At 44.3% G+C, this 15,087-nt stretch carries 11 protein-coding genes; 9 read left to right on the forward strand and 2 right to left on the reverse strand.

Annotated features, from left to right (window positions below):
- The first annotated feature begins 25 nt into the window (after positions 1–25).
- The 4 genes from E2R66_RS20495 (at position 26) to E2R66_RS20510 (ending at position 3,090) form a co-directional block, all read left to right on the forward strand.
- Positions 26–316, forward strand: coding sequence for a hypothetical protein (locus E2R66_RS20495; RefSeq protein ID WP_128531645.1), 291 nt, complete (start codon positions 26–28; stop codon positions 314–316).
- A gap of 21 nt (positions 317–337) precedes the next feature.
- Entirely contained in the window at positions 338–631 is a 294-nt protein-coding gene (locus E2R66_RS20500; RefSeq protein WP_133234236.1) for a cell division protein ZapA, read from the forward strand.
- A 296-nt stretch (positions 632–927) separates the two neighbouring features.
- Positions 928–2,493 carry a ribonuclease Y gene (gene rny / locus E2R66_RS20505; RefSeq protein WP_133234238.1) on the forward strand — a complete coding sequence of 522 codons (1,566 nt, stop codon included), beginning with the start codon at positions 928–930 and terminating at the stop codon, positions 2,491–2,493.
- 60 nt (positions 2,494–2,553) lie between these two features.
- Entirely contained in the window at positions 2,554–3,090 is a 537-nt protein-coding gene (locus E2R66_RS20510) for an Mpo1 family 2-hydroxy fatty acid dioxygenase (protein WP_133234240.1), read from the forward strand.
- 322 nt (positions 3,091–3,412) lie between these two features.
- On the opposite strand, the gene E2R66_RS20515 is transcribed toward E2R66_RS20510, so the two are convergent.
- The gene (locus E2R66_RS20515; protein WP_262710314.1) at positions 3,413–3,718 is read right to left on the reverse strand and encodes a GIY-YIG nuclease family protein; all 306 of its coding nucleotides are present in this window, start codon (positions 3,716–3,718) and stop codon (positions 3,413–3,415) included.
- Between the two features lie 145 nt (positions 3,719–3,863).
- Entirely contained in the window at positions 3,864–5,618 is a 1,755-nt protein-coding gene (locus E2R66_RS20520) for a lysophospholipid acyltransferase family protein (RefSeq protein ID WP_133234244.1), read from the reverse strand.
- Positions 5,619–5,678: 60 nt separating this feature from the next.
- On the opposite strand from E2R66_RS20520, the gene E2R66_RS20525 reads away from it, so the two are divergent.
- The 5 genes from E2R66_RS20525 to E2R66_RS20545 all read left to right on the forward strand — a co-directional run bounded on the left by E2R66_RS20525 (position 5,679) and on the right by E2R66_RS20545 (position 15,087).
- A complete protein-coding gene (locus E2R66_RS20525; protein ID WP_133234246.1) occupies positions 5,679–6,518 on the forward strand; it encodes a helix-hairpin-helix domain-containing protein in 840 nt (279 codons plus the stop codon).
- Positions 6,515–7,042 (forward strand): adenine phosphoribosyltransferase, encoded by a 528-nt coding sequence (locus E2R66_RS20530; protein ID WP_133234248.1) that lies wholly within the window; start codon positions 6,515–6,517, stop codon positions 7,040–7,042. Before E2R66_RS20525 ends, E2R66_RS20530 begins: the two co-directional genes overlap by 4 nt.
- Before the next feature lie 255 nt (positions 7,043–7,297).
- Entirely contained in the window at positions 7,298–9,760 is a 2,463-nt protein-coding gene (locus tag E2R66_RS20535; RefSeq protein ID WP_133234250.1) for a glycoside hydrolase family 31 protein, read from the forward strand.
- 243 nt (positions 9,761–10,003) lie between these two features.
- Complete coding sequence (locus E2R66_RS20540; protein ID WP_133234252.1) at positions 10,004–11,617, forward strand: DUF6377 domain-containing protein; 1,614 nt, start codon at positions 10,004–10,006, stop codon at positions 11,615–11,617.
- A 452-nt stretch (positions 11,618–12,069) separates the two neighbouring features.
- Positions 12,070–15,087 carry a SusC/RagA family TonB-linked outer membrane protein gene (locus E2R66_RS20545; RefSeq protein ID WP_133234254.1) on the forward strand — a complete coding sequence of 1,006 codons (3,018 nt, stop codon included), beginning with the start codon at positions 12,070–12,072 and terminating at the stop codon, positions 15,085–15,087.

Consider the following 15,087-nt stretch of genomic DNA (forward strand, 5'->3'; position numbering starts at 1 on the left):
CAACCAATAAACCATTAACTAAAAGATGCCTTCAGTAGCAGAACAATTAACTAAAGTTGTATATAAAACCGAGCGGTTGATAGAGCTTTGTGCTGCGCTACAGGAAGAGAACGACTTGCTTAAACTGGAAAGTGATGCGCTTAATGCCGCGCTTGATGCCAGCAAAAACAAGACTAAAGACCTGGAAGAAAAGCTTCGTGTATTGAAACTGGCAAAGTCTTTTTCAGAAACAAATGAAAAAAGTGTTGACATTAAGCAAAAAATTAACGACTTTGTGCAGGAAATTGATAAGTGTATTGTATTGCTTAAAAAGTAGTACAAAAAGTGAAAAGCTCAAATGGGAGAAATCTCAATAAAAATAAATATTGCTGACCGAGTTTACCCCTTAAAGGTAAACATGGAGGAAGAAGAGATAATAAGAAGGGCAGCCAAGCTCATCAACGACCGCATAAAGGAGTACCAGGAGAACTATGCGGTTAGGGATAAGCAGGATTTGCTTTCGATGTGCGTGTTGCATTACGCAACATCTGCGTTAAAAGCGGATAAGAAAGTTACGTCCGACGATTCAGAAGTTACGGATAAGGTTTACCATTTAGACCATATTCTGTCTGATTTTTTTTCTAAACAATAACGTTCTTTAAAATAAGCAGTAAGCCAAAAGCATAAAGTCCAAAGCAATAAGAAGCTTTCGGCTTTAATCCCTTCAGCTTTCAGCTCAAAAACGAGCCATTAAGATTTAACCGCAGTTAAATTTTAAGTTTTCACTATTAAAAACTTAACGCTTCGATATCTACGGATCAAAGAGGCATGCGTTGATCGTGTATTTTACGGTAACCCGTGATCCCGAGCCATCCGACCAGAAGTTTTAACAATACATGAACACTTAGAAGTTTAGTTGCGGTTTTTTTATTTATTATAACCTAAGAAATGAACACATATTTGTATTTGATTATCGGGGTGCTCATAGGAGTACCCACGGGCATCGTCATAGGCCGTTTCCTGCTAAGGAAGCTGTTTAAAGACCAGGAATTGAACGCCCAGAATAAAGTAAAGAAGATTTTAAAAGAGGCGGAAATAAACGCCGACATCCTTAAAAAGAACCGCCAGCTGGAAGCCAAAGAGAAATTTTTGCAGTTGAAGGCCGAGCATGAGCAGGAAGTAAACATCAAAAACAATGTGCTGAATCAGCGCGAAAACGGCATCAAGCAAAAAGAGCAGTCGTTTAATCAAAAGCTGGAAAACCTTAATCGTAAGGAAAGCGAACTGGATAACGCCCGTAAGAAACTGGAAACCCAAACCGATACCCTGGCCAAAAAGCAGGAAGAAGTTGAGCATCTGAAAAACCAGCATGTTACCCAGTTGGAGGCCATTGCCGGCTTAAGTGCCGAAGATGCCAAGAACCAGCTGATAGATAACCTGCGCGAAGAAGCCCGTAGTAAAGCTATGGCGCAGATAAAAGATATTGTTGACGAAGCCAAGCTTACAGCAACCAAGGAAGCCAAGAAAATCGTTATCCAAACGATACAACGTACCGCTACCGAGAACGCTATAGAGAACACGGTATCGATCTTCAACATCGAGAACGATGAGATAAAGGGCCGTATCATCGGTCGTGAAGGGCGTAACATCCGTGCGCTGGAAGCCGCAACCGGTATAGAGATCATTGTGGATGATACCCCGGAGGCCATCATCCTTTCGGGCTTCGACCCGGTGCGCCGTGAGATTGCCCGTTTAGCTATGCACCGTTTGGTTACCGACGGGCGTATCCACCCGGCACGTATCGAGGAGGTAGTTGCCAAAACCCGTAAGCAGATCGAGGAAGAAATTGTTGAGATAGGCGAGCGTACCGTTATCGATTTAGGCATCAATGGCCTACACCCCGAGCTTATCCGTATGGTGGGCAGGATGCGTTACCGCTCATCGTATGGGCAAAACCTGCTGCAGCACTCGCGCGAGGTTGCCAACTTCTGCGCCACCATGGCGGCAGAACTAGGCTTGAACGTTAAGCTAGCCAAACGCGCAGGCTTACTGCACGATATTGGTAAAGTACCAGATGATAACCCGGAACTGCCACACGCTATCTTAGGCATGCAGTTAGCCGAAAAGTATAAAGAGCACCCCGAGGTTTGCAACGCCATAGGTGCCCACCACGACGAGATTGAAATGACCTCGATGCTATCGCCAATCATACAGGTTTGTGACGCTATATCGGGCGCAAGGCCGGGCGCACGCCGCGAGGTGGTAGAAAGTTACATTAAGCGACTGAAAGAGCTTGAGGAGCTTGCCTTGTCGTACCCTGGTGTAGAGAAAACATTTGCTATACAGGCAGGTCGCGAATTGCGTGTTGTAGTAGAGAGTGAAAAGATAAGCGATGCCCAAAGCGAAATACTGGCGGCAGATATCTCCAACCGTATCCAAACAGAAATGACCTACCCGGGCCAAATAAAGGTTACCGTAATAAGGGAAACCCGCTCGGTAGCATTTGCAAAATAATAAGCCCCACCCAACCCTCCCCTAAAAGGGAGGGCTTTTTTGTTTATAGCCTAATTATTTATGGCAAAATTTAAACCCGTAACGCTTAAACCGATTCTTCCAAAGAAAGACGAGCGCCCCGTAGATGTTTACTTTAACCGATTGGATGCGAGTCACCGTAATCCCAGCAACCGCCTGCTGCATTTTATTTGTGTGCCGTTGATGTTGTTCTCTGCGCTAGGCATTGCCTGGGCTATCCCTTTCCCATACCTCAAATTTTTAGGCACCTATAATGGCATGTTCAACTGGGGCTCGTTTCTAATAGCTTTTTGCGTTTATTACACGCTAAAACTTTCGCCAATACTATCTTATACCATGCTGCTGGTATTGTTTGCACTAAGCTATGGGGTATCGCGCCTCGCGGCTCTCGAACTAGCCGGCGGCCCGCCCATGATATGGGTTTGTACTTTTACCATGGCACTAGCTTGGCTGGGCCAGTATTTAGGCGGTAAAAAGGAAGCTAATGAGCAATCATTTAAAGATGATGGGCAATTGGTGTTGAATACCCCGATATGGGTGCTGTACAGCTTGTTTAAAAGATTGGGGTGGAAGTATTAAAAAGATGGATTTGTCTATTTTATTACATACCAATAACCACCGCGTCATTGCGAGGATCCATCAGGCGGTACCCTGAAAAAAATGGTTATGATGTGTAAAAAAATCATATTGATTATCAATAACTTACGGCTACGTCATTATAAGGAACGAAGCAATCTCTACGTAGGACATCCACAAGGGTTTTTAAGTTCACCTCACCACCGCGTCATTGCGAGGAACGAAGCAATCTCTACGTAAGCAGAGAGGATTTGCTTTGTTGTTATGCATAACTTAAACATTGCTTCGTACCTCGCAATAACGGTAATATAATAATCCGGCTTTGCTATTCCTCCAACAGCCCATCGTACAAATTCTTCCAATCCGGATTCATAGATTTAACCAGCTGCCTTTTGTATTCCTTACTGCTACCCTTAATTGTCTTCTCCGCCGCGATGGCTTCCTCAATGTGCGGATAAAAGCAATAGTAGACAAGCTTGGTGCAATTGTATTTGGCAGTAAAACTATTGGGGTAAGTTTTGTTTTTATGATCCCAGATACGGCTAATTAGTTCCGAGGTGACACCGGTGTACAAAACGGAATTATACTTATTGGACATAATGTAAACGCAACCGCCCTTTTGAAAAACCATTCTGCAAAATAAGATTTTAGATTTATTTCACCGCTTCCTCGAGAGGTACGAAGCAATCTCTACACTTGCTTAACCGCTTTTTAGTTCGCTCTGCCAATCGGGAGATTGCTTCGTTCCTCGCAATGACGCGGTGGAGAGGGTTCGCTTACAAATTCTTCCCCAATTTCTCCAAAATATCCTGCGGCACCTTCTCCAGATCCAAAACCAAAAACCCATCCAGGCAATCGGAGAATTTAGGGTCGATGTTGAAGCTGATGATTTTGGCGTTGAGCTGAATATACTGGCGAAGCAATACTGGCACTTTCATGTTATGTGTTTCCACTTCGGATATTAGGTTATCCAGCCCTTTAAAGCTGTCGCCGGTGCTCATCAGCAGGTCGGTATCAATATTCTCGAAGTTTACCTTGAATTTTTTGCGTGGCTTTACATATTGCGCCAGTTCATGGTCGAAATGGTTACGGTTGATGTAATCTACGATAAGCGATTTGGAGAACTGCGAGAACGAATTGCTGATGCTTACCGGGCCTATCAAATAGCGGTAGCGTGGGTTATCTAATAGGTATTTAAGGATACCTTTCCACAGCAGGAACAGCGGAAGTGGTTTTTGCTGATATTCCTTGCGTATCCAAGAGCGGCCAAGTTCAAGGCTTTTCTTAAGCACCGGGCTGAATTGTTCTTTTATTTTAAACATTTCATTGATGTAGAAGCCTTTTTTACCTACGCTGTAGAATATTTCGTCGCCAAGACCAATGCGGTAAGCGCCTACGATCATTTTGGCTTCCATATCCCATATAAACAGGTGGTGATAGTAAATGTCGTACTCGTCAAGGTCTGTAGCTTTGTTTGTGCCCTCACCCACCTCGCGGAAGGTAATCTCGCGCAGGCGGCCAATTTCGCGTATGGTGCAGGGTATTTCTGAAGTTGGCGTTATAAATACCTCGTAGTTTTTCTCTGTCCATACCTTATAGTGTTCGCGCAGGGGGGCAATTTCGGCTTCTAATTTGTCGGCCGCAATTTCGGGTACGATGGCTTCGGGCAGGCGTTTTATCTTGAACAGGTTACGCGGGTTGAAGATTTTTTTCTCCTCATCAAGCCCTGCACCCAGGGCATAAGTTTTTGCCCGCAGGTAGTTCAATACTTTAGCACCGTTGTTATTATCGGGGATATCGGTTATTTTAATGGGTTTGCCAATACGCAGCTTTATAGTATGCCCCTGTTTATTGAATAGTTCTGATGGCAGCTTAGCGGTACGCAGTGCCGGGTGTATTAAACTGAGCAGGTTGAATAGCAAGCCATTATTCCCATGGAAATAGATGGGCACTACAGGTACCTTAGATTTGGCGATGATTTTGCCCACCACAGGGTGCCAAAGCCTGTCGGTAACCTCTTTTTTCTCCATTTTAAAGGTAGATACCTCGCCCGCAGGGAAAATACCTATCGGTGTACCGTTGGCCAGTAGTTCCAACGTGGTTTTAAGACCACTAATGCTGGAGGAGTGCTCCACGTTTTCGAAAGGGTTCACGGCAACAAAGTAATCGGCCAGGTTGGGTATCTTTTTCAGCAGGAAGTTGGCCATCAGCTTGGCATCGGGCCGTACCATACAAAGTATCTTTAGCAGCACCATACCTTCTATGCCGCCGTAGGGGTGGTTGGCAATGGCGATGAAAGCACCATCCTTAGGTATGTTTTTTAGTTCGCGCTCGTCAAAGTCTATCTCAATGCCGCAGCCTTTTAAAATAGCGTCTACAAATTCGGGGCCTTGTTTGGGCTGGGCCTGGGCAAACAGATCGTTCACCTGGTTAATTTTCATCAGTTCCATCAGCAGGGAGGCCAAGCCGGGCATCTTTAGTTTGTCCAGTTTAGTTGCTTTGGCAAATTCCTCGGTGGTTATAACTTTCATCCTCGTTTAGCGGATTAAATGGTTGTAAAATTATTACTTTAACGCTTGCAATTGTATGATATGAAAGCGCAGCTTAAAAACTATCTGTCCCTCACCAAAAAAGAATGGAACGGTATGCTTGTGCTGGTTATTTTGATAATTGTGGTTTTAGCTGCGCCCTACGTTTATCAATGGTGTCACAAAGATAGTAGAATTAATAGTAAAGCGTTCTATGAGGCGGCGGCGCAGCTGAACAAAGCCAACCCAGGGTACCAGGCAGTGGTGGATGCCGGTCGGACCAAAGCATCCAATCTTTCCAAATTCGACCCCAATACCTTGGCAGCTGCCAAATGGAAAGCGTTGGGAATAAGCGACAAGCAGGTGTCTATCATCCTAAATTATAGGGCAAAAGGTGGGCGGTTTTATAAACCGGAGGATTTGAAAAAGGTTTATGGCATCACAGATAGTAATTACAAAGCTATTGCTCCCTACATCGATATCAGCGCACGTAAAGAATCGGTATTGGTTATTGAACTCAACACTGCCGATTCGGCAAGGCTTACGCAGGTAAGCGGCATTGGCCCTGCGTACGCTAAGCGGATTATCTACTACCGCGAACGGTTGGGCGGTTTCGTAAACAAAGAGCAAGTGAAAGAAGTGTACGGGCTGGATGAGTTAAAATACGCCGAAATGGCCGGGCAGCTAAAGGTTGATGCCCGGCGGATACGCAAGATACCCATCAATGCCATCAGCTTTGATAAGCTGCGGCTGATGCCTTACCTAAACTATAAACAGGTAAACGCCATCATCGAGTACCGCAAGGAGCACGGCAATTATGCTTCCATGGCAGATTTACGCAATATTGCCATTATAGATGAAGGAATTTTGCGTAAAATTGAGCCATATTTAAGCTTTGAATGATACAGCAACAAATAAAGGATGCTATCCGCGATATCCCCGACTTCCCGAAGCCCGGTATAGTATTTAAAGACATTACGCCAATTTTGAAAGACCCCAGCCTGTGCGATAGCATAGTGGATGCCTTTGTTGCGGGCCTTAAAGATACCCGGGTAGATGCTATTGCCGGTGTGGAAAGCCGCGGGTTTTTATTCGGTTTAACGCTGGCTACCCGCTTAGGTGTGCCCTTTATACCGGTACGCAAAGCGGGCAAACTGCCTCACACTGTAATGCAAAAAGTTTACGAACTGGAATACGGTACCGCCACCATTGAATTGCATACCGATGCCTTTAAACCCGGCGACCATATCCTCATCCACGATGACCTTTTGGCCACCGGAGGCACCGTAACCGCAGCCAGTGAACTGATACAGGATATGGGCGGAAAAGTTGCCGGCTTTACCTTCGTAGTAGGCCTAGGCTTCTTAAATGGCCTCGAAAAAATAAGGCCTATCAGTAATAACGTAATGGTGCTGGCCAGTTACTAAGGTTTTTTTAGATAGAAACCATCTATATTTCACCTTATATTTTAGGGCTCTAAAAGCGGCAAAAACCCTCTAATTTTAGTAATTATAGGGTTTTTGCTTTATAAAAAATCCACAAAAATTGATATCCGTTCGCGATACCGCAAATGTGTTATAATTTCAACCAACCAAAATGATGCTCCGCCATATCGAGGCATCATTTTAAACCAGCCTGATTTAGGCTGCCCATACCATTATAAATATTCGCTGAACAAAAGAATGAAGATTGCTAATCGTTGTATTGCCCTTGCTGTAATTTTCGCAGCCTGCACCCATGTTGCCGGCGCACAAACCCTGTTGAAAAGGGTGGGCAAAATTACCGGGGTAACTGTAAGTAACCAGGAAGTTGATATTAAAACCGAGAATGCCTTCATTAAGCTGGTTGTTTATAGCCCGAACATCGTAAGGGTACGCATGGATAAGCAGCCCCTTGCCGACGATTTTTCATATGCAGTTATCTCCAAACCAGTTACGACAAAAGTATCGCTTACGCAAAACGATAGCGAGATAAAGCTCATTACCGATTCGCTTCAGGTAAACATTAAAAAGAACCCTTACGCCATTACTTTTAGCACCCTTGCGGGCGAGGTTATAAACCAGGACGAAACCGGCTTAACCACCTCATGGGTGAGCGAGAACGTTACTACCTACAAACACATGCAGGATGGCGAGCACTTTATTGGCCTCGGTGAAAAAACCGGCTCATTAGACCGCCGTGGCAATGCTTACACCAACTGGAACAGCGATGTATTTGGCTACTCTACCGGGCAGGATCCTTTGTACTCCACCATACCTTTTTATATCGGCGTACACCACAACGTGCAGTACGGTATATTTATGGATAACACCTGGCAGTCTGATTTCAACTTCGGCGCCAGCAATAACCGCTTTTCGTCTTTTGCGGCTAAGGGGGGGGAGATGAATTATTATTTCATCTATCACTCGCACCTTGCGGATATCATCACCTCGTACACTTCGCTTACCGGGCGTATAAAAATGCCGCCGCTGTGGAGTCTCGGCTATCAGCAAAACCGCTACAGCTATTACCCTGATACCGAAGTTTACCGCGTTGCTAACACTTTGCGCGAGAAAAAGATACCTGCTGATGGCATCACATTGGATATCCACTACATGGATAAGTATAAGGTATTTACCTGGGATAAAAGCCGTTTTCCCGATCCACCTGCGCTTACCAAAAAGCTGAAGGACATGGGCTTTAAAGTTACCCTGATAGTAGACCCGGGCGTTAAAGAAGAAAAAGGCTACGGCGTGTATGATCGCGGGCTGGCACAGAATATCTTTGCAAAATATCCCGATAGTACAAACTACACCGGGCAGGTTTGGCCGGGCTGGTGCAACTTCCCCGATTTTACCAACCCTAAGGGGCGCGCGTTTTGGGCAAGCGAATTAAAAACCTATGCGGCAGATGGCGTAAGCGGCATTTGGAACGATATGAACGAATTTAGCACCTGGGGCCAAAAAGCACCGGATAATATATTCTTTAACTATGAGGGCAAGGGCGCATCGCACCTGCAGGTACATAATGTGTATGGCCTTGAGATGATACGCAGCAGTTATGAAGGCTATCGCGCAGCATTGGGCGGCAACAAACGCCTCTTCGTGCTAACCCGTTCAGGTTATGCGGGTTTACAACGCTACGCCGCCTTGTGGACCGGCGATAATCGCGCTGAAGACAGCCATATGCTTGCCGGCATTCGCCTTATGAACAGCCTGGGCTTAAGCGGCGTACCTTATACAGGTATGGATGTAGGCGGTTTTACAGGTGGAGCTTCGCCGCAATTGTATGCCCGCTGGATGCAGATTGGTGCATTTAACCCCTACATGCGCAATCACACGCAAATCAACACCAAATCATCCGAGCCTTGGGCCTACGGCGAAGAAGTTTTGGAGATAACCCGTAACTACATTAACCTGCGTTATAAATTGCTACCTTACCTGTATTCATCATTCTACGAGGCTAAGGAAAATGGCAAGCCGCTGATGCGCTCGCTGGCAATAGATTACACGCACGATGAAAACGTGTACAACGGCACCTACGAAAACCAGTATATGTTTGGCCAGGCCTTTTTAGTGCTGCCGTTTGATGGGCAAACCTCTATAGGCAGGGCTTATTTCCCGGCCAGCAAATGGTACGATTTATACAATGGCCAGGTACAGCAAGGCAATACTAAATTGAACATTGAATTAGGAATGAGTAAGCTGCCGGTTTACGTAAAAGAAAGCAGCATTATCCCGATGCAATCGCTGATACAAACTACGGCCGATAAACCTACTGATACCCTGTTCGTACATGTTTACAAAGGTGATATCAACAACAAATTTGTTTATTACGAAGACGATGGCGAAAGCTACAACTACGAGAACGGTGATTTTTACAAACGCGCCATCACTTATGATGCCGCCAGGAAATCCATCACCTTTGCTAAACCCGAGGGTTCGGCAAAATCCAAGTTCAACAATATAAAATTGATTTTGCACGGTTTTGGCGCCGGCCCTGTTAAGTTGAATAACAAAACCGCAAAAGCCGGTGATGATTTTAGTGCGCTAATGGTGCCAATCTCGCGGTTCGATCCTACCGGTTTATCAAACCCGGTAGAGGGCGAGAAAGTTAAAAGTTTGATGCTGAAGAATGTATCTGAGCAAATTATAATAAGCTACTAAATATAAACTGATCTTATAAATAGCCAGCCCGCAGCGGTAAACGCTGCGGGCTTTTCAGGTTTAGTTCACCCACTTCCTTGCTTCAAATTATCAAAATCTCATGCCCTGATTGCAGGGCTGTTAGCGAGTCGTTAACAAAAACTAAAATTAGTCATCATTATAGTAAAAACCACCAAATGCGTCTGTACATGTTCGACGTTTAATTTTTAGTTATTAACTTTAATCCCGTCTCAATGCCAATTTATGAGGATATTTTTACTGTTTTTCTTCTCGTTGCTTTTTTCTGTTCCGGCGTTTTCGGCAGATAATGACGCGCTGCTGAACCAGCTTAAAACCGAGATAACCAAAAAAGACACTTATGAAAGTGCCAAGCAAGCTCGTATCCGTCAGTTGATGCAAAGGAGATCGCAGATTTCGCCAACTAATTATGCCCTGCAGTACGATCTTTGCCTTAAATTGTACGATGAGTACAAATCTTACCAGTACGATTCGGCCTATGTATATGTAAATAAGCTAAAGGACCTTAGCGTGAGCATGAACGATATGTCGCGCGCGTATTATAGCCGCATAAAGCTGGGTTTTATTTTGCTCTCCTCGGGCATGTTTAAAGAAACCTTCGACTGTATGAGCCACGTGAACCCAAAATTGCTTAACGATAGCATGAAGGTGGAGTACTATTTTATTATGTACCGCTGCAACAGCGATCTGGCAAAATACAATAGCGATAAATACTTCTCGCCCGATTACCTGGCCGCGAGCAACGCTTATATCGATTCGGCCATAGCGCTGAGCAAGCAAGGATCGGTAGATAGGATTTATTACTCTGGCCTTCGGCATGTTGGCTCTAACGATAACTACAGTGGATCGCAGGAATTGAGCAAACTGGTTGGGCCCGGCGTACCTATATCCATGCACCTTCGTGCCATGATAACCTGCTCGCTGGGGCAAAGCTACATCAACTCCAACCGGCGCGATGAGGGTATAGCATTCCTGATACAATCTGCCATTGCCGATATCAGGTCCTCTACCAAGGAAACGGTTGCCCTTTTTACGCTTGCAGAGCAGCTTTATAAAGTAGGGAACGTAAAAGATGCCTATAGTTTTGTACAGTTGGCCAAAGTCGATGCAGATTTTTACGGTGCTCGCCAGCGCAAAATACAAATAGGTGCCATATTGCCCCTTGTAGCCGCCGAGGAGCTTAACCACAGCGAAAGCGAAAAAGATAGGATAATGATGTTCTTGCTGGCCATAACCGCCCTGGCATCACTTGTAATATTGTTTTTGGTGATGATTTATAAGCAATTGGCCAAACTGAGGCACAAGGAGCGGATCATCGAGGATAAGAATGTGCTGCTTAAGCAGGTAAATTATAAACTGATAGAAGACGCGCACATCAAGGAAGAATATATCGGGCAGTTTTTTAAGATCATATCAGGGTATATACTCAAACTTGAAAAGTTGAAGATGTCGGTTGATACCAAGCTATCTATCAAAAAGTATGATGATATCAGGATGATAATCAATAATATCAATATAAAGAAAGAGCGGGAGGTGCTTTACCATAGTTTCGATCACATCTTTTTGAAGATATTCCCCAATTTTATTGCCGTGTTCAATTCGCAATTCGACGAGAAAGACCAGATTTGGCCCCAGGAACACGAGGTGCTCAATACCGACCTTAGAATATTTGCCCTCATCAGGATGGGCATAAATGATAATGAAACCATTGCCAAGATACTGGAGTATTCTGTAAACACCATTTATGTGTACAAGATGCGCATCAAAGCAAAGTCTAAAAACCCCGAGCAATTCGAGCACCGTATAATGGATATAAAAGCGGTTGATTCTGTTGAATAGATAAAAGAGCAGCAGTGGGCTTTTTTGATATTTTAAAAACTATTTGAGGTACTATTTTAACAATCCGAGCTTTAAAAACACTAAAAAACGCTTATATTTTTAGTGGTAATTTTGTAATTAAATGTTTGATTTTTAAGTACTTAATAATAAATAAACCTATATTTTTTTAGAAATGCTTCAAATGTGTAGGGATTGAGGCGTAAGACACACATCTTTGTATTGATGTAAAACTCTTTAAGAAGTTAACCGCTCAAAAGAGATACGACACAAGGCAGCTTTTAGGATTGCCGTTACCAATTATTAAACGTTTTAAGTTTTTTTTTGAATCCCCGTGTGTAAGCACGTTTTTGTTTGGAATCGGTCCTGCAGGCTTTCTGTGCGGCTGGTTAATAATCAATAGTGAACCATGTACAAGAACTTTTATATAACCAATTTTAATTAAACCACAAACTATGCAATTTAAACACTTACTCACATTATGTTTTTTTGCTTTAACCTGCTTCTTTATTCAGCCCGCACTGGCTCAGAATAAAGTAATTACAGGTAAAGTAACCGACAAAAAAGACGGTTCGCCCCAGATAGGCGTTTCCGTGAGTGCTGGCAATGGTATCGGCACCCAAACCAACGTCGACGGTACCTTCAGGTTATCCGTTCCGGCAAACACTACCTCCCTTACTTTCAACTACATCGGTTACCAATCGCAAACCGTTAACCTTGATGGCAAATCTTTCATCGCAGTTGCGTTGGAATCTACCAGCAAAGCGCTTAACGAAGTTGTTGTAATTGGTTACGGTAGTACCCGCGTTAAAGATGCAACCGGTTCGGTAGCATCTTTAAGCCCTAAAGACTTCAACAAAGGCGTTATCGCAACGCCAGAGCAGTTATTACAGGGCCGTATCGCTGGTGTACAGGTAACTCCATCAAGCGGCGAGCCTGGTGCAGGCGCTACGATCAACATCCGTGGTGCAAGCTCTATCCGTTCTGGTACAAGCCCATTATATGTAGTGGATGGTGTGCCTTTGGATAACGGCGGTACCTCGGGCGGTTTTGATAGCGGCGCGGGTGGTGCTTCGGCACGTAACCCATTGGCGTTTATCAACCCTAATGATATCGAAAACATCTCTGTATTGAAAGATGCGTCTGCATCGGCTATCTACGGTTCACGTGGTGCCAACGGCGTTGTATTGATCACAACCAAAAAAGGCCGTAAAGGTGCTGGTTTGCAATTTGGTGCCAGCACAAGCGTTGCAAATGCTGCCAAAACTTACGATCTGCTTGGCCGCGAAGATTTCCTTAAAGCAGTTGCAAGCGTAGGTGCTGATGCTGCTGCGGTTGATTACGGCGGCAATACCGATTGGCAGAAAGAAATTTTGAGGACTGCCGTTTCTCAAAACTATAACCTTTCTTTCGGTGGCGCAAGCAACACCGGTAGCTACCGTGCCTCTACCAACTACGATAACCAAGAGGGTATCGTTAAAAACACCAATCTTAAGCGTTTCAACGCACGTTTAAACGCTTCTCAATCGTTCTTTGGCGAAAGGTTGAAATTCGATTTGCAATCTTTGTACTCTAACGTTAAAGACAGGTTTGCTCCGGTAACCAACAACGCCGGTTTCAACGGTAGCTTAATTGGTGCTGCACTGCAAACTAACCCTACTATTCCGGTTTACGATGCACAAGGCAGGTATTTCAATTTAAATGGTTACTCTGCCAGCGGTATCCCTAATGGTAACAGCTTCCGTAACCCGGTTTCGTTGTTGAACCAGATAGATGATACAGATAACATCAACCGTTACCTGAACAACTTAACCATGACCATCAGGCTGATTGAAGGCTTGTCTTACAAAGGCAACATCGGTATTGATAGGGCCAACTCGTTAAGGCAAACTTATTACGATCCAACAATCGTTGGTTTCACCGATAACTCGGGCATCAGGGATTTCACTGTTCCCTCTGCAACAGGTAACGGCCGTGGTATATTGCAGCACAACGAGTTAAGGAGCACCACTACAGAACATACTTTAAATTACGATAAAAAACTAACCCCTAACAGCACTATTACAGCATTGGTAGGTTATTCCTATGCTACATATAAAAACTTTTATCGTTACGATATTGGTTGGGGTGCTGCAAATTCAAAAGACTTTCTTAAAAACTACAGTAGTTTCGCTAACCATTTAGCATATCCTATCGGCGATAGTAGCAGCTACAAACTGCAATCGTACTTTGCGCGTGTTAACTACTCTTACAAAGACAAATACATCATCACTGGTACAGTAAGGAGAGACGGTTCATCTCGTTTTGGTGCTAACCACCAATACGCTACTTTCCCGGCCGTTGCAGCTAAATGGCGTATCAGCAGCGAAAGCTGGGCTCCAAAAAGCATCTTCGATGATTTGAGCCTTCGCTTAAACTATGGTCAAACAGGTAACCAGGATTACCCTTCTTACGCTTCGTTGAAACTGAAGCAGCTTAACTACTACGGTACTTCAAGCTCTCCTTTGAACGCTGCCAATCCAGATCTAAAATGGGAAACCCAAACCGCTTATGGTGCAGGTATCGATTTTACCGTGCTGAGAGGTCGTTTATCTGGTACTGTTGAGTACTTCAACAAATCGCAAAAAGACCTGCTGTTCTTACAAGATTTGGCTCAACCAGCTGCCGATACAAGGTACTGGGTTAACTTGCCTGGTAACGTAAGGAACACAGGTGTGGAAGTAGGCTTAAAATTTGCTGCTGTTACAAATTCAACCGCAAAAGGCTTTACCTGGGATATCGACTACAACATGACTTTCGTGAAGAACCGTGTTGAGAACTTCGGTAACCGTAACGTAATCACCGGTAACATTGATGGCCAAGGCTTATCTGGTGCATACGCACAGTTTATAGGCGACGGCTATCCGCTGTACACTTTCAATGTGTCACAATACAATGGCTTGGATGCAAACGGTTTCGGTATCTATCCTAACGGTATCGATGCTGCAACTCCACACGGCAGCCCGCTTCCCACCTTCCTTGCCGGTATTAACAACAGTTTTACTTACGGAAACTGGAACGCCAGCTTCTTCGTAAATGGATCAACCGGTTTTTATATCTATAACAACACAGCAAACGCTTTCTTCTACAAAGGCAATCTGGTAAGCGGTCGTAACGTAACTAAAGAAATTGCTGCTACTAACGAGAACGCACTTAACTCTGGCGAGGTATCAAGCCGTTTTGTTGAGAAAGGTGATTTCTTAAGATTATCAAATGCGGTTATCGGTTACACCTTCCCTGTTAAAAATGGTGCTTTCAAATCGCTGCGTGTATCGTTAACTGGTCAAAACCTTTTATTGATTACTGGTTACAGCGGTCTTGATCCGGAAATTAATACCAACAAAGAAAGAAACGGCGTGCCATCACGCGGTATAGATTATACTTCTTACCCAAGCGCACGTACATTCACATTAGGTTTAAACGCGAGTTTCTAA

It is taken from the genome of Mucilaginibacter psychrotolerans (assembly GCF_004519315.1).
Classification (GTDB): domain Bacteria; phylum Bacteroidota; class Bacteroidia; order Sphingobacteriales; family Sphingobacteriaceae; genus Mucilaginibacter; species Mucilaginibacter psychrotolerans.

Coding starts and splice junctions, on each gene's coding strand:
- E2R66_RS20500 (WP_133234236.1), top strand. CDS start 338: ATGGGAGAAATCTCAATAAAAATAAATATTGCTGACCGAGTTTACCCC.
- E2R66_RS20530 (WP_133234248.1), top strand. CDS start 6,515: ATGATACAGCAACAAATAAAGGATGCTATCCGCGATATCCCCGACTTC.
- E2R66_RS20515 (WP_262710314.1), bottom strand. CDS start 3,718: ATGGTTTTTCAAAAGGGCGGTTGCGTTTACATTATGTCCAATAAGTAT.
- E2R66_RS20535 (WP_133234250.1), top strand. CDS start 7,298: ATGAAGATTGCTAATCGTTGTATTGCCCTTGCTGTAATTTTCGCAGCC.
- E2R66_RS20545 (WP_133234254.1), top strand. CDS start 12,070: ATGCAATTTAAACACTTACTCACATTATGTTTTTTTGCTTTAACCTGC.
- E2R66_RS20495 (WP_128531645.1), top strand. CDS start 26: ATGCCTTCAGTAGCAGAACAATTAACTAAAGTTGTATATAAAACCGAG.
- E2R66_RS20520 (WP_133234244.1), bottom strand. CDS start 5,618: ATGAAAGTTATAACCACCGAGGAATTTGCCAAAGCAACTAAACTGGAC.
- E2R66_RS20525 (WP_133234246.1), top strand. CDS start 5,679: ATGAAAGCGCAGCTTAAAAACTATCTGTCCCTCACCAAAAAAGAATGG.
- rny (WP_133234238.1), top strand. CDS start 928: ATGAACACATATTTGTATTTGATTATCGGGGTGCTCATAGGAGTACCC.
- E2R66_RS20540 (WP_133234252.1), top strand. CDS start 10,004: ATGAGGATATTTTTACTGTTTTTCTTCTCGTTGCTTTTTTCTGTTCCG.
- E2R66_RS20510 (WP_133234240.1), top strand. CDS start 2,554: ATGGCAAAATTTAAACCCGTAACGCTTAAACCGATTCTTCCAAAGAAA.